This window comes from Pirellulales bacterium (genome assembly GCA_036499395.1).
Taxonomy (GTDB): Bacteria; Planctomycetota; Planctomycetia; order Pirellulales; family JACPPG01; genus JACPPG01.
The window spans coordinates 57,478-77,694 of sequence record DASYDW010000024.1 but is presented as its reverse complement, the minus strand read 5'-3'; the positions used below and the strand labels follow the sequence as shown (position 1 = coordinate 77,694).

Below are 20,217 nucleotides of genomic sequence, written 5' to 3'. Positions count from 1 at the left end.
CGGAAAAAGGACCTCGGCCCACGAGCGATGTCCGTTGGGCCTTAGCGAACGTGTCTGTCAGGCGCGGCTTTGACGATGCGTCGAGCCCGCTCAGCGGCAATTCGGGTCGGACTTTTAGAGCGACGAGAAGTGGCACCACTATGACGTTGCGCGATCTCTTGGAACGCTTAGGCGTTTCTCCTGACAAGTATCGAAACGAGCCCACCTGGCAACGCTACGAGGACGAGCTCTTCCCCACGCTTGGCGTGACACGGCTCGAAGAGCGACGGCTGTTGAACGCCGCGCCCGTGGCGGTCGCTCCGGCCATGCCAACGAAAGGCGTCGCGGCCGAGGCGCATGCCTCGCCTGACGCCGGCAGACACGATCAGGCCGGCAGCGATGTGCGGAATCTCGCCGTGACGATGTACGGCGGCCCTGCGCACGGCGACCTGACGACCGAGATGCACCAGCTCAGCGGTGGCGGCGGAGGACACGGAGGTGGCGGGCACGGCGATAACGGAACGGCCGGCGATCCCACGGAAAGTGGCAAGCTCGGGGCCTCGCCCAACGTGAACGCGTCTGTCGCGAGCAATCCGGCGGCTGCGGCTGCCGAACAGGTCGCGGTGCCGTTGACGCTCACCGCGAATCAACCGCCGGTGAACGTTGTGCCGGGTGCGCAAACGACCAACGAAGACACAGCGCTGTCGATCAGCGGCATCTCGGTCTCGGATGCGGACGCAGGTTCGTTGCCGATCACGACCCAGTTCACGGTTAATCACGGTACGCTTTCGGTCGATACCACCGGCGGTGTGGTGCAGCCAAGCGGCGCAATCTTGATGCCCGACGGGACGGTCATTACCGGTAACGGCACCAATACGCTGACGATATTGGGCAGCACCGCGCAGATCACGAACGAGCTTTCGTCCGGTCTGAAATACACGCCGAATCTGAATTACAACGGTGGCGACCAACTGACGATGAGGTCCAACGACCTGGGCGCCCTGGGCTCGGGCGGGCCGCAGCAAGACGTGGATGTCGTGGCCATCACGATCCTTCCGGTGAATGATCCCCCGGTCAATGTCGTGCCCGGGCCGCAGACGACAAACGAAGATACGTCGCTTGTGATCTCGGGGATTTCCGTCTCGGATGTCGATTCGGGAGTATTTCCGATTTCGGCGCAGTTGACCGTTGCGCACGGCACGCTTTCGGTCGACACGACCGGCGGAGTGACGCAGCCCAGCGGCGCGATCCTGCTACCGGACGGCACCGTCATTACGGGCAATGGCACGAACACGCTGACGATCGTGGGTTCTACGGCACAAATCTCGAATGAGCTGTCGCACGGTCTGCTGTACACGCCCAATGCGAACTACAACGGCAACGACCTGCTGACGTTTACGACGAATGACCTGGGAGCGCTCGGCTCCGGCGGACCGAAGCAGGATATCGATACTGTCGCGATTACGGTCGTGGCCGTCGACGATCCGCCGGTGAACACCGTGCCTGGACCGCAGACGACGAACGAAGATACCCCGCTTGTGATCTCGGGCATCTCGGTTTCGGATATCGATTCCGGCACGAATCCCATCACCACACAGTTCAGTGTTGCGCACGGTACGTTGACTGTCGACACGGCCGGGGGTGTCGTTCAGCCGAGTGGCGCGATCCTGCTTCCCGACGGCACCGTGATCACCGGCAACGGCACCAACACGTTGACCATTCTCGGTACGACGACACAGATCAATAACGAGTTGTCGCTGGGACTCGACTACACGCCCAGTGCAAATTACAACGGCAGCGATCTGTTGAAGGTTACGACCAACGACCTGGGCGCGACGGGAATCGGAGGTCCGCTCACCGACGTCGATACGGTTGCCATCTCGGTGCTGCCGGTGAACGACCCGCCGGTGAACACCGTACCGGGTGCTCAAACGACCAACGAAGACACGGCGCTCGTCATCAACGGCCTGTCAGTGTCGGACGTCGATGCCGGCGCTAGCCCCCTCACGACGCAGTTTACCGTTTCGCACGGCACGCTTACCGTGGATACGACCGGCGGAATCACTCAGCCCAGCGGCGCGATTCAATTGCCCGATGGCACCGTGGTGACCGGCAACGGGACGAATACGTTGACCATCCTCGGTAGCACGACGCAAATCAGCACGCTGCTGTCGCACGGACTTACCTACACGCCCGGCGCCAATTACAACGGCAGCGATCAATTGAAAATGACCTCGAACGACCTGGGGGCATTCGGGTCGGGCGGGCCACAGAAGGACATCGACACGGTCAATATCACGGTCCTGGCCGTCGACGATCCGCCTGTGAATGTCGTCCCGGGACCGCAATCGACGAACGAAGACATACCGGTCACGATCGCCGGCATTTCAGTGTCGGACGTCGACTCGGGTACGAATCCCATCACCACGCAATTCACCGTCGACCATGGCACGCTGTCGGTTGATACCACCGGCGGTGTCGTGCAGCCCAGCGGCGCTATCTTGATGCCGGACGGAACCGTCATCACGGGGAGCGGTACCGACACGCTGATCATTCTTGGCACGACGGCGCAGATTAGTAACGAGTTGTCGCTCGGCCTGACGTACACACCGACGTTTGCCTATTACGGGCCCGATACGTTGACCATGTTGTCGAACGATCTGGGCGCGACGGGCGCTGGCGGGCCACTGACCGACACTTCTACGGTGGCGATCACCGTGGCACCGGTCGTGCATGCTCCGACGTTGACCGTGACCACGCCCACGTCGGGCTTTAACGGGTTGCCGATCTCGATCGGCATTTCCGGAGCATTGACCGACAGCAATAAGCCCGAGGTGCTGACGTTCGACGTTTCGAACGTGCCCACGGATGCGATTCTGCACGACGGCCTGGGGAACGATCACACGGGCCAATCGAGCTACACGTTGACCGAGGCCGAGGTGGCCGGGCTGACGTTGACGATGCCCGACAGCACCGTGTCGACGACGTTCACCCTGACCGTGGTGGCCACAGCGACGGATGCGGCGATCAATCAGTCCGCGTCCTCCGCACCCGGCACGATCGCGGTGACGAGCCTGAACCCTTATCCAATCTTGACGAACTTGTCGGCTCCGAACGTGTTGCAGGGTTCGACAACCACATTGACGGGCACGGTCGAGAGCCTGCGTCCCGGCGCTTTCCCGATGGAAGTCACGGTGACCTGGGGAGACGGCAGCGCGCCGGAAACCTTCCAGGTCAACGCGGCCGGTCAGTTCTCGGCAACGCATACGTATCTGTACGACAACTCGAATCCCAGCCTGACAGAAGTGCAGCCGATTCACGTGTCGGTCACCGATCAATTCGGCAAGACCACGACGGGCGATACATCGCTGATCGTGACGGACGTCGCGCCGACGGTCAGTAACCTCTCGATCACGCCGAATGATCTAACTATCAATTACGTCAGCAACGTCGCAACGTTGACCGGAACGATTTTCGATCCCGGGCCGACCGACACGTTCGTCCTGACGGTGAATTGGGGAGATCAAAGTGCTCCGCAAGCGATCGCGTTACCGGCCGGCGCGACCAATTTCACGCTGACGCACGTGTTCGACGACAATAAAACCGGTAACCCCAACCAGGTGAACTCGGTTCAGATCAGCGTGATGGACGTACACACGGGCGTCGGCAGCGCGCTGAGCTCGATCACTGTACACGACGTGACTCCGACGCTGGTCAACTTCCTGGGCAACGACCTGGGGTCGAGCGGCATCGTGACGATCACGGGCAACGTCGGCCATCCTGGCGGCAGCCCGCTGACGCTGACCATCAACTGGGAAGATACGGTCCAGGTGATTCAGAACGTCCCTCAGGGAAGTTTTTCGATCCAGCACTTTTATGACGCGCCGCCGGACGCAGCTAACCCTTCGGCGCCGATCACGATCACGGTCAGCGTGGCCAGCGATACAAACCTGGCTGCTAACGGCGCCCACACATCGGCCGTGTCAGGCCTGGGCCCCGTTGGTGGACAATTGGCGCTGTTCTACTTGCAGCAGCAGACGACGATTCCCCATTTCGACGGCGGCGGCGACCATGTGGATCTGCCCGCGACGCAGCCGATCGTATTGACGTTCACGACGGTTCAATTCGATCTCCACGCCCCACAAGGCGAAGGGCTGGGAACGACCAAGCCCGTCGTGGCGCTGCGATCGTTCGATCCGGCCGCCGGTGCTGAGCGTGGCATCGTTTTATTGCCGGTCGACGTGCTGAATAACCTCACGGCCCTGTTCGCGAAGTTGCCGGACGACCATTACCGGTTGTATTACGTCGAGCAAGGGACCGAGCGCATGATCATGGACGTGGTCGTGCGGCACGGCAAGCCGATTGACCCGACCGATGATTCCGAAGGGACGCAGGACCGTCCGCCGACCTCGCATTGGGAGCGTGCCGACGAACAGGAAAATCAATTCGTCGACGCCAACGAAGGCGCCGACCGGGCGCCGGTCGCAGCACGCCCTGTCGAACAATCCGAAGTGCCCAGCGCGGCCGACGAGGACGCGTTACCGGTGCCTGCGGACTTCGGTGCTCCCGAAGCTGCGCCGGTTGGACCGCCCTCGGACTCGGGCGCGGCAAGTTCATCCACGGGCGTCACGATCGAACGTGCGGCAACGGCCCGCTATCGGGCGTTGTTCGCGCCGGCCGTGGCCGCAGTCGCGGCAAGTTCGCTATGGAGCGGTGATCGGTGGGCACAGCGCGTCGACGAGAGCCTGGCCGAGGCCCCGGCCGACGCGTTGGCGAAACCGGCCCGGTTACGCCGTCGATTGCAGCGGATGCTCAATCGGCCAACGACTCCGAAATGATTGCATGAAATGCACGACACTCGCGCAATTCGATCAGGCAGCTAACTTATGAACTCGTGTCCGTTTTGTAACACCACGATCGCCCCCCTCGACGCACGCTGCCCCGCGTGTGATGCGCTGCTGCCTACGAGCGCGGATCAGACCGTCGATTCAGCCGAGTTCGAGCAATTTCGCGTGGTCGCGCTGGAGGACATCACGGAGCCCGCTGTACAAGCCGCGGAGCCGCCGGCCCCGAAGCGCCGAGTCCCATCCTTCCTGCGCAAGATTGTCGATCGTACGGTTCGCCGGCGCGGCAAGGGTAGTACAGAATCGGGAATAGGCGACTCAGGCACTTTTGACTCGGCCACGTTTCCGTCGAAATCCGACGCGAGCCAAGTCGATCTGACGCTGCTACGAACGCAAGCGACGTTCCTGGACGATACGGCCCGCAAGGTGCCTCGGGCGGCGATTCCTCCGGTAGTGCCTCGTGCAGAGTTGCCCCTTGTTGACGCCGAAGATGCAGCGATTGAGCCACTCGTATTCGACGAAGACGAAGTCGAAGGGCCACGCACACTGGGCGTCGCTGATTTTACGATCGCCTTCGTCCCCGACGATGGTGGCGAGGAACTGCCCGGCGCGGCGACGGGGGACAGGATCGCCGACGATGGTGTTGAAGCCGAGCTCGCACCGGATTTGGAAGCGGAACTACTCGCCGAAGTGGAAGATGATCTCGAATTCGAGTTCGACGAGGGGGCTGATTCCGCCGTGTCGGGTGATGACGACCTGCAGCGGACAATTGCACAGAGTGACTTAACGATCGCCTTTCCCCAGGAAGAGTCCCCCGAGCAGCCAATCGCGGGCGTTATCGGCGTACCCTCGGTCGCGCCTGAAAACGACGAGATTGGGCGGACGGCGACCGACAGCGACTTTACCGTGGCGTTTGATCCGGCGGCGCCGATTGCCGGCGCGATTCGTCCTGCCGAGGACGAAGTTGTCGACGACAACGATCCCAATGGCACGCGCCGGCTAACCGAAAGCGACTTCACGGTCGCCTTTATGCCCGAGCCGCCAAGCCCGGCGGCCAGTGACGCCGAGCCGCCCATCTCCCGTCCGACGCTGGCGGCGGACCTGACATTGGATTCGGCCGATTTGGCGGCCGCCGCGAAAGACGCGCTCCCGGGCGCGCCGCGCGAAGCGACCGAGAGCGATTACACGTTTGCTTTCGTCGAAGGGGAAAAGCCAAAAGGGGGCGATGCGCGGGCCACGCACGGAATCGGTGCCACGCTCAATGCCGATGAATTGCCTGCCGAAGAAGTCGAACGCCTGACGGGCATGTGGGAAGCGACAATCTCGCCCGAAGCCCGCCCCGGAATGACAATCAAGACGGCCGAGCCTGGCTCTGCCTCGCAAACGCACCTGGTCGTTCGTCCTCGCACGGTGCGGGCGCCGGAAGAGCCATCGCTGGACAGCGCCGACTACGAATTGCTGGAAATGATCGGCAAGGGGGGCATGGGCGTCGTGTATGCCGCGCGGCAGGCATCGATCGATCGCACCGTGGCGATCAAGATGATTCGCCGCGATATGGCCACGGATGCCGATCAACGGCAGAAGTTCCTTTCCGAAGCCGTGGTCACGGGGGACCTCGACCATCCGAACATCGTGCCCATTTATGACCTGGGCTCGAACGAATCGGGCGCGCTGTTCTACTCGATGAAACGGGTCGAAGGGACGCCGTGGATCAAGGTGCTCAAGAAGAAGAACCTTCATGAGAACCTGGAAATTCTCATGAAGGTGGCGGACGCCGTGGCCTTTGCGCATTCGCGTGGCGTCGTGCATCGCGATCTAAAGCCTGAAAACGTCATGCTCGGCGACTTCGGCGAAGTACTGGTCATGGACTGGGGACTGGCGCTACTGGCGCCACGCTTCCGCCACCTCGGCTCGATCACACAATCGGGTGGGATGGGGGGCACGCCAGCCTACATGGCGCCGGAGATGGCCAGCGGTCCTTTGGATCGGATCGGCGCGCCTAGTGACATCTATCTGTTGGGGGCCATCCTGTACGAAGTTCTCACGGGCAAGCCGCCACATGCCGGCCGCGACGTGATGAGCTGCCTGTACGCCGTGGCACGCAACGAGATCCAACCGACGGAAATCACGGGCGAGCTGATCGAAATCGCGCGGCACGCCATGTCTACCGAGATCGATGGCCGATACGCCAGCGTTCTCGATTTCCAGGCCGCGATCCGGCTGTACCACTCGCATTCGGAAAGCATTTTGCTTTCGGACCGCGCGGAAGAGGACCTGACCCAAGCGCAGACATCGCACGATTACCAAGATTACGCTCGGGCCGTTTTCGGCTATCAAGAAGCACTATCGCTATGGGATGGTAATGACCGCGCCCGAGCACGGCTGCTGGTCGCCAAATCGTCGTATGCCGAGACGGCGGCCGGGAAAGGGGACTTGGACCTGGCGGCCTCGCTGCTCGATGCGGACGAACCGTCGTTCGATGAGCTTCGCGGTCGCGTTACAGCGGCTCAGCGCGAACGCGAGGTGCGCAGCACACGTCTGAAATTCTTGGTTCGCGCCGCGCGGGCCTTGGTGGCGACCGTCGTGGTCATCGTCACGGTGGCGTTTTTCGCGATTCGCGCCCAGCGTGAAGAGGCGAAAGCCCAGGCGGCCCGCGCCGACGCGGAAGCGACACGCGCGCTCGCTGCCGAGGGTGAGGCAAAAACCAAGCGCGACGAGGCGGTCGCTTCGGAGAAAACGGCCAACGAGCAACGGGTTCGCGCGCAGGCGGCCGAAGCGCAGGCCGAAATGGACCGCGACAACGCCATCGCCGCCAAGCAGGCCGCGGTGGAAGCCGAGCAGGCGGCCGTCGAATCGGAAAAAGTCGCCGTGGCGGCCGAGAAGGCCGAACAAGCGCTGCGCGAGCAGGAAGAAGCGCTCCGTCTGCAGAAGGAATACGATGCTTATATCGCCTCGATCGGGCTGGTTTCGGCCAAGATCGACGAAAACGCCTTCGGCTATGCCGCCCAACTGTTGAACGACTGCCAATCGCATTTACGCAATTGGGAGTGGGGGCGTCTGATGCACCTCTGCCGGCAGAGCGTGCAGACGTTTCGTGAGGAGGGGCCGATCGATTCGGCCAGCTATTCGCCCGACGGCAAGCAAGTGGTCACCGGCAGTTGGGAGGGGGTAGCCCGGGTGTGGAATGTCGCCACCGGGCAACAACTGAAGACATTGAAGCACGGTCGCTACGTTCACGCCGTTGCTTATTCGCCGGACGGAAAATTGATCGCCACCGGCAGCAATGACAAAGATGGAGAGCTACGGCTGTGGGACGCGGCAACCGGCGACCCGCTGCGTACGCTTGATGGACATACCGATGCCGTACTGAGCGTCGCGTTCTCGCGCGACGGTAAACGACTGCTCAGCGGATCGTACGACAAGACCGCGCGGTTGTGGGATGTCGAGTCCGGTGAGCAAATCCGGGAATTCAAAGGACATACCTGGTGGATCTGGTCCGCGGCGTTTTCGCCCGACGAGTCGCATATCGTTACTGCCAGCCAGGACGGTACGGCGATCGTCTGGTCGGTCGCGTCCGAGGAAAAGAGCGCTCCCTTTACGGGGCACGCCGGGCCGGTCTACTCGGCCGCGTTTTCACATGACGGGCGTTATGTCGCCACGGCCGGATACGACAAGCGCATTCTGCTGTGGCGTCCGGACCAGGTGAGGCCGTTCGACTTCGGCACGCTCCTCAGCGAAGAGACCGGCACGTCGACCAAATATCAAGCGCTGTTGGGCCACAACGCGCCGGTGCGTTGCGTTCGATTTTCGGCCGATGGCAACTTGCTGGTCAGTGCCAGCCACGACAACACCGTAAAACTGTGGGACGTCATGCACGGCACTTGCCGTCAGACGCTGCGTGGTCATGCAGGCTGGGTCCGTTCGTGCTCCTTCTCGCCCGACGGCCAATTTGTGTTGTCGGCCGGCTACGATCACCAGGGCAAAATCTGGGACGTCGCTCATTACGAAGAGTTCCGCGCCTACGGTGGTCACGACGACGCGCTCCTGGGCGCCGCCTTTTCTCCGGATGGCCGGCAGATTATCACGGTCAGCCGGGATCGCACGGCCAAGATTCAGGATCTCGTCGCCGGACGCAAACCAACCACGCTCAGCGAGGGGCACGCCTTCCTCGTGTCGACCGTCGCTTTCTCACCGGATGGACATCGGGTCTTCACGGGCGCCGGCGACGATACGGTGCGCATCTGGGATGCCGTAACTGGCGGCGAACTGGGCTTGTTCGAACAAACGGGGCGCGGCGGCATTTTCGCCCTCTCGCGTGACGGACGCTGGATGCTCACCGGCGGCGACGGCGGCAAAGCGCGATTGTGGGATGTAACGACCGGCAAGGTCGTGCATGAATTGACTGGCCACAAGTCTGACGTCACCGCCGTGGCGATTTCTTCCGATGCCAAGTTGCTCTTCACCGGGGACGCAGCCGGCCGAGGCCGCATCTGGGACGCCGCGACAGGACAGCAATTGCATTTGTTAAGTGGGCATAGCCGCAAAATCACCGCCGCGCATTTCCTCACGGGCGGAAAGCGAGTTCTCACCGCCAGTACGGATAATTCCGTCGGACAATGGGATGTCGCTACCGGTCAGGAGTTGACGGCGCAGGTGCTGAAACATCCGGACAGTGTCGCCGCCATGATCACCTCGGGCGACGGCCGGTTCGCGATCACGGCCTGTGCCGATAAGCACATTCGCCTGTGGAACTTGGACGGTCCGCGCGTCGTCCGCGACATAGACACGGCCGGGTGTGTGGTTTCGTCGTTGGCTCTCTCGGCCGACGGGCATCGCGTGCTGACGGCCTGCACCGATAACAAAGTTCGCCTGTGGGATCTTGCCAGCGGCTCCGAAATAAAGAACGCCAAGCATCAGGCCGGTCACGGCGCGCTCGTCGACACGGGGCACAACGCGGTCTGGTCGGCCGTGTTCTCGCCGGACGGGACGCACATCGCCACGGCCGGAGGGAACGACGCCACGCTGTGGCGCATCGACAACGGTCGCGAGATCATGTCCTACAGCCCGCACGGCGCCGTGGCAGCCGGCGCGTTTTCGCCCGATGGCCGGCACGTCGCCACGTGCAGTTGGGACGGTACGATCAAGGTGTGGGACGCAACGACCGGCAGCGTCGAGTTGAAGATCGTCGCCTCGCCCGAAAGGTATGTGAATTCGGTCGAGTATTCACCGGACGGCACGCGGCTGCTCTCGGCCAGCGACGATGCGACGGCCAAAATTTGGGACGCTGCGAGCGGCCAGCTCGTTTTGTCGCTTCCACCGAATGACGACGCCCAGGGGCATCAGGACACCGTCCGCTCGGCCCGTTATTCGTCCGACGGCAAACGCATCATCACGGCTTCGAGTGACAAGACAGCGCGCATTTGGGACGCGCAGACTGGGGAATCGCTCGCGACTCTCGAAGGGCATGAATGGGCCGTGCTGGCAGCCGTGTTCTCGTCCGACGGCACTCGCGTCATAACCGGCAGCGAAGATAACACCGTCCGCATCTGGGACGCCGCGACCGGCAAGCAGTTGTTACTGCTCGAAGGGCATACGGCTCCGGTGACTTCGGTGGCGTTCACGCCGGACGGCAGCCGCGCCGCGACCGGAGCACAGGACAATGCCGTGAAGTTGTGGGACGCGAAGACGGGCAAGGAGATCCTGCACCTGAAGCAGCATTCGCAGGAAGTTTCGTCCGTGGCGTTCTCTCCGGACGGCAAACTGCTTCTTACCAGCAGCCGCGACGGATCGGCCATTGTTTGGCCCGCCGTCGACTGGCAATAATTGCGGGCAACAGGCAAGAGGTTGTTCGTCGCTTATCCCTTTTGAACGCAACGTCCTGCCTGTTGCGACCGACGTGCGGGGCATCGTCACTTCGTTCGCAGCTTCAGCCATCAGTTATCCACGGCCGTATGGCCACGAGCGCCGGCGGTCCCCTCATAAATCCAGGAACATTGCCGAGATAAATATGCGAAACGGACAGATCGAGAGAACCCTTAAGCGGGTGTTAACACTTTCCTTTTCGGCCGCGCTCGCGTGGTGCATACCGGTGGTCGCTTCGGCCCAGCAGGCGCGTCCTGCATCGCCCAGTGCGCCGGCAAGCGTTTCGGCGAACGAGCAATCGGTCCGTGATGCGATCGAGGCCTATCGGAAAGCGGTCGACTTGGGCGATACCGAGGCGATTGCCGAGTTCTGGTCTCCCGAGGCCGATTACGTCGACTACAAGGGGCGCGCCCTGAAGATCCACACGCCCACGATTCGAGAGCGAACGCAGTCGCGCGAGGACGGGCATATCGCGCGGCAGGCGCCAAAGACCGAGACCTTAGCTGTCCGCTTCATCACGCCGGACGTTGCGGTCGAAGACGGCACGATCGAGCGATCCGACGCACCCGGGGATCATCCGAAGTTGGGCCGCTACTGCGCGATGTGGGTGAAGAAGGACGGTCGATGGTTAATCGATGGCGTGCGCGAATCGCTCTATCGCGCCGCGGCCGGCGCCAACAAATTTCAGGACCTCGATTGGATGATCGGTGATTGGGTCGCCGAGGGACCGCAGGGCACGATCCAAGTGTCCTGCACGTGGGGGCCGGAGAAGGCTTACATTTTGCGCCATTTAAAAGTGGAACCGAAGGGCGAGGAGCCGGCCTTATCAGCCACACAATGGATCGGTTGGGATCCGGTGCATGAACGGATTCACTCTTTTGTTTATGACTCGCGAGGGGGGTACGGCCAGGGGATCTGGTCGAAGGACGGAGACGCCTGGACGGTCAGCACCAGCGGTGTCCTGCCCGACGGACAGCGGACGTCGGCCACGAATTTTTACAGTCGGGTGGACGATAATACAGCTATCTGGGAATCGGTCGACGATCAGATCGAAGGACGTCCCGGCCCGGACGTTCGATTTCGGGCGACACGGAAGCCGGCCAAGAAGTAGAGTCTCTAAGAGGGACTATTGGCCGTGGCCGGTCGGCTGTTACATGTTTAGCGATTTATCCGTGTAAACCACCGACTTTAGTCAGGTATAATTAGCAGGCGTCATCCGGCGATCACAAGGAGCGAAATCATGCTTCGCTATTCGAACCGACGCGCGAAATGGATGGCGCCGCTGGCTGTATTTGTCATGGAAGTCGGCTTGGGGGCTGTGTCGCCGGGTCACGTGGCCGCTCAGGCACCTGCGGCGAAAAAGCCCACTGCTGCCCGGCAGGCGGCGCCCACGGCCACGAAGACGAAACAGCCGATTGCCCCGCCTGCGGCCAATTCGACGGAAGTCGCGGCCCGCGAGCAGATTCTCAAGAGCGACGAGTTGCAAGATACGCTCAGCCGTTTTGACCAGTGGCTGTCAAAGCAAACTCTCTACGATGCCGAGCAGGTCAAACGGACTCGGCTACGGCTCGGCGCGGGCATCAAGCGCATGACGTCTGCACAGTTGCAGCGGTTCATGACCGAGATGAACGCCAAACTCGAAGTGCTGACCGGCGAGCATGCTCAAGATGCGCAGGAGCACCTCTCGGAGACATTGTCTGTCGCTTCGGAAGCGTACGCTCGCAAGGTGCGCCAGGGTCTGCCGGACGTGTTGTCGATGAACGCACTGCAGATCGACCAGAAGCTGGCCAGCATCAATACGAAACGGGACGCATCGGCCCAGATGCAAAAGCGGTTCGACGTTTCGCGTCAGCGCATGGTAGCCTCGAACGAAGCGCAAAAGCGTGAGCGGCAACGTGCCCAGCAAGACGAGGCCGCGGATCGTGCGGGCAACTATTCGTCTTCGTCGCAGCCGAACAATTTCACTCCGGCCGCGGATTATTATCCGAACCTGTACGACGCCTACGACAGCGGCTACGACGGGTACGCCGGCGTGACGCTGCCGCTGGGTGGATACCGCTTCTAAGGATTGCGTTCGCTTCACGGCGCGCGCATAGTGCTTGCGCGTGTGACATGATCCTGCGCTGAAGCAGGCTTATTTCAGCAGGTAGAACACGTCGGTGCGTACCTGCGTCGGGTCGTCGGTCCAGTGGCCGTAAATTTCCCAACTCGGGCCGGCCAGTGCATGCCCTTGCAACCGGCACGCCTGCGTAACCGCCTGGTGGGCGGCGCTCAACAGTTGGTAAGGGCCAAAATGCGCGACCGTTGCCACGCGGCCGGCCGGGGTCGCCGAGGCAATGACACGACCGTCGGAAGTGAACGGCTCGTCCACTTCGACACCGCATTCGATGTTTATCTCGCTATCGTAGTAGATAGCAACATGACGGCCGGCGGTTTTGATCTGCGCGGCGCGGACGAAGTTCCAGACTTCTCCGCAGGCCTGCGGTATGACGGCAGAAAGCTGTGCCTGGCTGGCTCGCAAGCGAACGACGGCCAGCGGCCGCGCGACGAGCATTTGGATCTGAACCTGGTATTCCATCGAGTGCCCCCTCACGGCTTTCATAAATTCGGCAGAATTGAATATAGTAAGGGCGCTGTGCGGCGGCGACAGGCGGCTGCCGATTCTTTTCCTGGCGTCAAGAAAACACAGGGAGCATCGCGATGACGAAGATCACACGGCGGGCGGCACTGGCTGCGGTCGGACTCGGCACGGCTTCGATCGCCACGGTCGCGCGCGGGGCATGTTGTAACGAGGGAACCGGCGACATCGAATTGGCCGCGAACAATCTAATGGCCCTGCCGCCGCATTGGATGGACCAGGATATCCTGGATAGCATCGATGCCAAGGCAATCGCATCCCGGATCGGGGAAGACAAAGAGTTTGTCAAAATCGTCGCCAAAGCACTGAAATGGTCGAAAGACAACCCACGAAAGGTCGGCAACGTCGGCCCGACGGACACGCAGCGGGTGCGGATGCAGATTCTGAAGGAACTGTGCAAGTCACGCGGCGGGGATGTGGATCTGGATAGCTAGGGCGTTGTGTACCCGCCGCGGGCGTTATTTCACTTCAGGGACGTGAAGAATCGAGAACCTGAGGATCGTCGGCCGTGTCATTTTTGATTGGCCCGAACGGCCACTGGGACGCAATTGACACCCCTCGTTTCACGGCGTATCTTTTGACGGTGTAAGGCCTTTAGCCCTGCAGGCGCATTCTCCGATGATGAGCCCCGACGCAACGATCGTAGTGCAAAGCTCTGGCCGAGCCAGTATTGGCCGGCCCGTTGCGGGCGTTGTTGGCGCGATGATTATCGTCGCGATTATTACGGAGACGCAGGCCTGAGGGCATCGACCGACGAGTCGGGAACGATCGCAAGCCCTGAGGCCGATTGATGGCCGGCAGGGTTTTTTTGTTTTATGGGAGTCCGCATGCGCCGCATCGAAATCTATGACACGACCCTACGCGACGGCAGTCAGGGCGAAGGGGTCAACTTCTCGCTGCAGGACAAGCTGCTGTTGTCCGAGCGGCTGGACAGCCTCGGGTTCGACTATATCGAAGGGGGCTACCCGCTTTCGAACGACAAGGACTTCCAATACTTTCAGCGCGCACAAAGCCTGAACCTATCGCACGCCCGGGTGTGCGCATTCGGCATGACGCGCCGCAAAGGAATTACCGCGGATCAAGACCCGGGCATGAAGGCCCTGGTGGATTCGGGCGCCAAAATCATCACGATGGTCGGCAAGACTTGGGATTTTCACGTGACGGAAGTTCTCTCGGCCACGCTCGATGAAAACATCGAGATGATCGCCGACAGTGTGGCGTTTCTGCGCCGCATGGGACACGAGGTGATCTACGATGCCGAGCACTTCTTCGACGGCTGGCAGGCCAACCCCGACTATGCTCGCCGCACGATCCAGGCTGCGGCCGAAGCCGGCGCACGGACGGTCGTTCTGTGCGATACCAACGGGGGCAATCTGCCGGAAAAAATCGCTGAGCTGACACGCGCCGCCCGCGAAGCGTTGAAAGTGCCCGTAGGCATTCATTGTCATAACGATTGCGAGCTAGCCGTGGCCAACACGCTGGCCGCCGTTGACGCGGGGGCCGACCATGTCCAGGGCACGATCAACGGCGTTGGCGAGCGCTGCGGCAATGTCGATCTGATCACGGTCGTGGCCAACCTGGCACTGAAGAAATCGGGTTACGAAGTCCTACGGCCGGAAAGCTTACAGAGACTGACCGAGCTGTCGCGGTATACCTATGAGCTAGCGAATATGAACTTCCGCTCGAGTCAACCGTTCGTCGGTGCGAGCGCTTTCGCTCATAAGGGAGGGATGCACGCTCACGCCGTCAATCGCGTGTCGTCCAGCTACGAGCATATCGTGCCGGAAAAGGTCGGTAATGAGCGGCGCATCCTGGTTAGCGAGCTTTCCGGGCGCTCGAACATTCTGGCACTGACGACCAAGCATAACTTGCAGCACGATCGGGTCGTGGCCGAAAAGATCCTGGCCCAGGTCGTGGCGATGGAAAACGCCGGTTATCAGTTCGAGGCGGCTGAAGCGTCGTTCGATCTGCTGGTGCGGCGCTGCGCCGGCACTTACCAACCGCATTTCGAGCGATTGAACTTTCATGTCACGGTCGAGGCCGACGGCACGGGCGAGGTAACGACCGAGGCCACGGTAAAGATCCGCGTCGGCGAAACCGTGCGGCATGAAGTGGCCGAAGGGGATGGCCCGGTCAATGCCCTGGATGCGGCCCTGCGCAAGGCGCTGGCCGCGGATTATCCCAGTCTCGCCAAAATGCACCTGGTTGATTACAAAGTGCGGGTCATCAACTCCGAGGCCGCCACGGCCGCCGGGGTGCGCGTGGTGATCGAAAGCCGCGACGATCACGACGTGTGGGGAACCGTCGGCGTCAGCGAGAACATTATCGAAGCTAGTTGGACGGCCCTTGTCGACAGTTTCGAATACAAGCTGTGCAAGGATGAATCGCGTGGGGACAAACTGGCCCCGGCTGCCGTCACGACGAAATAAGCGCGGAGTGCGAAGTACGGAATGACGAGCTGATTCTCGACCGTGGGTGCCACTGCTAGCTTGCCTAGCAGTGTTTTTCCAAGACTTCGCACTGCTGGGCGAGCCAGCAGTGGCACTCGGAAACTCATTCCGACAAGGAAACGGATTTTCGGCTTTTCGACCCTCTATTCCAAAGTGTCGGGCCAGACATGCCTGACCGATGAGGATTCAAAACGATGTCGACGACAACTAGTCAGCAGGAACTTCCCAAGCAGTATCATCACGCCGGTCCCGAAGAGCGCTGGTATCGCCTGTGGACCGAGCGCGGTTACTTTCATAGCGAGCCCGATCCGCGGCGCAAGCCCTACACGATCGTTATCCCACCGCCGAACGTGACCGGCGCGCTGCATTTGGGGCATGCCCTGAACAATACGATTCAGGACATCCTGATCCGCAGCAAGCGAATGCAAGGCTACAACGCCTTGTACATGCCGGGCACCGATCATGCCGGCATCGCCACGCAGGCCGTGGTTGAACGCCGATTGCTGCAAGAGGAAAAGCTGTCGCGTCACGATCTGGGGCGCGAAAAACTCGTCGCCCGCATCTGGGATTGGAAGAACGATTACGAGCGGCGCATCCTGGGCCAGCTCAAGCGGCTGGGCTGTAGCTGCGACTGGCAACGGACGCGCTTCACGCTCGACGACGTGTGTGCGCGGGCCGTGCGGCATACGTTCTTTACGTTCTTCAAGCAAAACCTGATCTATCGCGGCCGTCGGCTCGTGAACTGGGACACGTTCCTGCAAACTGCGGTGAGCGACGACGAGGTTTTTCACGAGGCCGTGGCCGGGCATTTCTGGCATTTGAAGTATCCCGTTGTCGCGCCGCAGGCCGGCGAGCCGACACACGTGACGATCGCCACGACCCGACCTGAAACGATGCTCGGCGATACGGCCGTGGCCGTGCATCCCGATCCGGGCAAGGCGCTCGACGCTGCCGAGGCCGAGCTAGTGCAGAAGTTGGCCGACGCCGGCGAGAAGCAGCGGCCCGAGATTCAAGCACAGATCGATGCGCTGGCTGAACGGCGTCGCACGGTGCTGCCCTTGCTTTTGAAGCTGCGCGACATGGCGCGGGCCGGCCGGCGATTGATGCTGCCGCTATTGAATCGCGAGATTCCGCTGGTCGCGGACGAATGGGCCAAGCCCGAGATGGGAAGCGGCTGCGTGAAGATCACGCCGGCCCACGATCCCAACGACTACGAGGTGGGGAAGCGGCAGTCGTTGCCGATGATCAACATTCTGAATATCGACGGCACGCTGAACGACAATGCCGGGCCGTACGTGAAACTGACGATCGCCAAGGCCCGCGAACGCGTGGTGGCCGACATGGAAGCGGCCGGTTTGCTGGCCGAGGTCGAAGATCGCGAGATCGAGCTGGCGCATTCCGATCGCTCGAAGACGCCGATCGAGCCGTTGCTGGCCGATCAATGGTTCGTGCGCATGCAGGACTTGGCCCAATCCGCGATGGACGCCGTCAGCGACGGCCGCGTGAAGATCGTGCCCGGCCGGTACGCCAATGGCTATCTCGATTGGCTGGGTGAAAAGCGCGATTGGCCGATCAGCCGGCAATTGTGGTGGGGACATCAGATTCCGATCTGGTACGCTCCGGGCGCGAAAGAGGATGACCTGAAACGCGCCTTCGCCGGCCGGGACGATGTCGTATGGCAGCGTGACCCGGAACACGACCGCTACTTGATTTGCGCGCGCGAAGAAGACCTGGTCGAGGACGCTGTGCCTGGTTGCCAGCTCGCGCGCGAAGCCGACGTGCTGGACACGTGGTTCAGCTCGGCATTGTGGCCTCATTCGACGTTGGGCTGGCCGGAACAGACGCCGGAGTTGGCGTATTACTATCCCACGAGCGCGCTAGTCACGAGTCGTGACATAATCACACTGTGGGTGGCGAGGATGGTGCTCACCGGTTTGCACAACGTGGGCGAGGTGCCGTTCCGCGAGGTGTTCATTCACCCCAAGATTCTCGACGGCTTTGGCGAGACGATGAGCAAGTCGAAGGGGAACGGCGTTGACCCGGTCGACGTCATGGAGAAGTTCGGCGCCGATGCGTTGCGGTTCGGGCTGGCGTACCTGACGACCGAGACGCAGGACGTGCGGATGCCGGTCGAGTTCGAATGCCCGCACTGCGGCGCCCTGGTCGAGCAGACGAAGAAGAATCGCGTTTTACCGCGCGTGCCGTGCAAACAGTGCGGCAAAGAGTTCGCCACGCAATGGGCCGAAAAGGCGGCCGACGTGGCTCTGCCGCGCGGAGCCGTAGTGAGCGATCGGTTCGAGCTCGCGCGGAATTTCTGCAACAAGCTGTGGAATGCCGCGCGTTTCGTGCTGATGAACCTGGAAGGATACACGCCGGGCGCGGTCGACGACGGCGAACTAGTGACCGAAGATCGCTGGATTCTCAGCCGGCTGGCGACCGTGACCGAAGGAGTGACCGCGGCGTTTGATGCGTATCACTTCGCGGACGCGACGCGGTTGCTTTATGAGTTCGCCTGGGACGAGTTCTGCAGCTTTTACCTGGAAATGGTGAAAGCCCGATTGCAAGATCCAGCCACTCGCCCGAGCGCGCAGCGCGTGCTGGCGCACACGCTCGATGCGCTATTGCGTTTACTGCACCCGGTGATCCCGTTTATCACTGAAGAAATCTGGCAATTACTGAATGGCGCTGCGCCTCAGCGTGGACTGGACACACAATCATTACCGGCCGAAAGCGTGATGATCGCCACCTGGCCGACCGTGGACAAACACCGGCAGGACGCCGAGAGCGAAGCCCGCTTCGCCCGGTTTCAGGAAGTGCTGGGGGGCTTGCGCGAGATTCGCAGCCGGCAGAATCTGCCGCCGCGCACCGAGATTCGCTTCGCGCTGCGCTGCGAGCCGGATGTGGCGGCATTGCTCGAACCGATGTCGGGATATTTCGAATCGATGGCCAAGGCGCAAGCCGTGGCCTGGGGTCCGCAGGTCACGGCCCCCGCGACGAGCGCTAACACGATGCTGCGATCGGGCGAGTTGTTCGTCGACTTGGCCGGACTGATCGATATCGAGGCCGAGATCGCGCGCAACCAGAAAGAGCGCGAGCGCCTTTTGGGTGCCATTGCCAGCAAAGAGAAGAAGCTTGCCAACGCCAGTTTTGTCGAGCGGGCGCCGGCCGAAGTGGTCGAGGCGGAACGCCGCTCGTTGGCCGAACAGCACGAACGACTGGCGGCGACGGACGCGGCATTAACGGCGCTCGAGGCGCAGCGGCCCAAGTAGAGCTAGACTTTCGCATCGGCCCCGAAAGACAGAAACCTGCGAGTGCGGCTTGCATGAAATGGACGACCCTCAAGCGTCTGCTGCTGTTGTTTTGGGCCGTTTGGTTGTCACTGGTCGTGGTGTTCAATCTGGCGGACGCGCTGAAGGCGGTCGGCGTATTGCCGGCCTCGTTCGTTTGGGCATCCGGCAATTACAGTGCGATCGCGGAAGTTCTCGAACCGTTCGGCTTGCCCGAGGCGGCGGCCGGCGTGCTGTTGGCTGGCGTAATCGTTTGGGAAGCCGTGTGTGCTGGGCTTTATTGGTCGAGCGGTTTGACGTACTCCGGCATTCGGCAGGAACGGGCCCGTCGCCTGGTGGTTCTCACGTTCGCGGCCAGCTTGGGGCTGTGGGCCGGATTTCAGATCGCCTGCGAGGTTTTCCCGTCGGAACTCGCCTATCGGCTGGGAGGGACGCACCGGCTGCTCTTTACCGAGACCTTGGCTACGTTGCTGGCCGTTGTCTTATTGCCGGACGAGTAGAAACCTTTGACCGGGAATCAACCGGCCATGATTGTTTCGATGGGTAACGCCATGTTGGTTTGGTTCACTCTTTCACGGCGCGCTTCGAGATGGGCATTGCTGGTCAGTGTCGTTGCAATTCTGGGGACCGGATGCACACCGAAATCGCCACCCGCGGCGACCCCCGCAAAAGCGCCGCAGGTCGATTTGCCGTTCGACCATGATCAATACATGCAGGCTGCGATCGAGCAGGCGCAAGAAGTTCCCGAGCTTCCGTTCGGAGCGGTGCTTGTCGATACTCGCTCGGGCGAGATCGTGGCCCGCGGTCACAATCGTTCGGGCGAGAATCCGACGTTTCATGGCGAGATCGATGTGATCAACCGCTGCGCCGCCTCGGGGCAGGCGATCGATTGGTCGACGCTCGCACTCTATACCACGGCCGAGCCGTGCCCCATGTGCCAGGGTGCCATCGAATGGGCCGGCATCGGTTACGTCGTTTATGGCACCTCGATCACGACGTTGCAAAAGCTCGATTGGTGGCAGATCGACATCCGCGCGGACGAAGTGATCCGTCGCACGCCGTTTCGCCAAACCAAGATTCTGGGCGGTGTACTGGAACAGGAATGCGATGCGTTGTTTCGCGCCGTGCCGAAAGGGAAGTATCGCACAAAGGAGTGA

Annotated in this window: 10 protein-coding genes; 9 read left to right on the top strand and 1 reads right to left on the bottom strand. The window is 61.7% G+C overall.

The window, feature by feature from the left end; all coding sequences use genetic code 11:
* The first annotated feature begins 140 nt into the window (after window positions 1-140).
* The 4 genes from VGN12_05395 (at window position 141) to VGN12_05380 (ending at window position 12,750) form a co-directional block, all read left to right on the top strand.
* Window positions 141-4,817, top strand: coding sequence for a hypothetical protein (locus VGN12_05395; GenBank protein ID HEY4308867.1), 4,677 nt, complete (start codon window positions 141-143; stop codon window positions 4,815-4,817).
* A 48-nt stretch (window positions 4,818-4,865) separates the two neighbouring features.
* Window positions 4,866-10,646 carry a protein kinase gene (locus VGN12_05390; GenBank protein ID HEY4308866.1) on the top strand — a complete coding sequence of 1,927 codons (5,781 nt, stop codon included), beginning with the start codon at window positions 4,866-4,868 and terminating at the stop codon, window positions 10,644-10,646.
* 184 nt (window positions 10,647-10,830) lie between these two features.
* Window positions 10,831-11,796, top strand: coding sequence for a nuclear transport factor 2 family protein (locus VGN12_05385; GenBank protein HEY4308865.1), 966 nt, complete (start codon window positions 10,831-10,833; stop codon window positions 11,794-11,796).
* A 129-nt stretch (window positions 11,797-11,925) separates the two neighbouring features.
* Window positions 11,926-12,750: a hypothetical protein gene (locus VGN12_05380; protein ID HEY4308864.1), complete on the top strand. Its 825-nt coding sequence runs from the start codon at window positions 11,926-11,928 to the stop codon at window positions 12,748-12,750.
* A 69-nt stretch (window positions 12,751-12,819) separates the two neighbouring features.
* Here VGN12_05380 and VGN12_05375 read toward each other — a convergent pair whose 3' ends face one another.
* Entirely contained in the window at window positions 12,820-13,263 is a 444-nt protein-coding gene (locus VGN12_05375; protein HEY4308863.1) for a GyrI-like domain-containing protein, read from the bottom strand.
* 122 nt (window positions 13,264-13,385) lie between these two features.
* Between VGN12_05375 and VGN12_05370 the strand changes: the two genes are divergently transcribed.
* The 5 genes from VGN12_05370 (at window position 13,386) to VGN12_05350 (ending at window position 20,217) form a co-directional block, all read left to right on the top strand.
* Entirely contained in the window at window positions 13,386-13,757 is a 372-nt protein-coding gene (locus VGN12_05370) for a hypothetical protein (GenBank protein ID HEY4308862.1), read from the top strand.
* A gap of 393 nt (window positions 13,758-14,150) precedes the next feature.
* Window positions 14,151-15,752 carry a citramalate synthase gene (gene cimA / locus VGN12_05365; protein HEY4308861.1) on the top strand — a complete coding sequence of 534 codons (1,602 nt, stop codon included), beginning with the start codon at window positions 14,151-14,153 and terminating at the stop codon, window positions 15,750-15,752.
* A gap of 215 nt (window positions 15,753-15,967) precedes the next feature.
* Complete coding sequence (locus VGN12_05360) at window positions 15,968-19,042, top strand: class I tRNA ligase family protein (protein ID HEY4308860.1); 3,075 nt, start codon at window positions 15,968-15,970, stop codon at window positions 19,040-19,042.
* A gap of 53 nt (window positions 19,043-19,095) precedes the next feature.
* Window positions 19,096-19,560, top strand: coding sequence for a hypothetical protein (locus VGN12_05355; protein HEY4308859.1), 465 nt, complete (start codon window positions 19,096-19,098; stop codon window positions 19,558-19,560).
* A 27-nt stretch (window positions 19,561-19,587) separates the two neighbouring features.
* Window positions 19,588-20,217 (top strand): nucleoside deaminase, encoded by a 630-nt coding sequence (locus VGN12_05350; protein HEY4308858.1) that lies wholly within the window; start codon window positions 19,588-19,590, stop codon window positions 20,215-20,217.

Coding starts and splice junctions, on each gene's coding strand:
- VGN12_05385 (HEY4308865.1), top strand. CDS start 10,831: ATGCGAAACGGACAGATCGAGAGAACCCTTAAGCGGGTGTTAACACTT.
- VGN12_05355 (HEY4308859.1), top strand. CDS start 19,096: ATGAAATGGACGACCCTCAAGCGTCTGCTGCTGTTGTTTTGGGCCGTT.
- VGN12_05375 (HEY4308863.1), bottom strand. CDS start 13,263: ATGGAATACCAGGTTCAGATCCAAATGCTCGTCGCGCGGCCGCTGGCC.
- VGN12_05395 (HEY4308867.1), top strand. CDS start 141: ATGACGTTGCGCGATCTCTTGGAACGCTTAGGCGTTTCTCCTGACAAG.
- VGN12_05380 (HEY4308864.1), top strand. CDS start 11,926: ATGCTTCGCTATTCGAACCGACGCGCGAAATGGATGGCGCCGCTGGCT.
- cimA (HEY4308861.1), top strand. CDS start 14,151: ATGCGCCGCATCGAAATCTATGACACGACCCTACGCGACGGCAGTCAG.
- VGN12_05390 (HEY4308866.1), top strand. CDS start 4,866: ATGAACTCGTGTCCGTTTTGTAACACCACGATCGCCCCCCTCGACGCA.
- VGN12_05350 (HEY4308858.1), top strand. CDS start 19,588: ATGATTGTTTCGATGGGTAACGCCATGTTGGTTTGGTTCACTCTTTCA.
- VGN12_05360 (HEY4308860.1), top strand. CDS start 15,968: ATGTCGACGACAACTAGTCAGCAGGAACTTCCCAAGCAGTATCATCAC.
- VGN12_05370 (HEY4308862.1), top strand. CDS start 13,386: ATGACGAAGATCACACGGCGGGCGGCACTGGCTGCGGTCGGACTCGGC.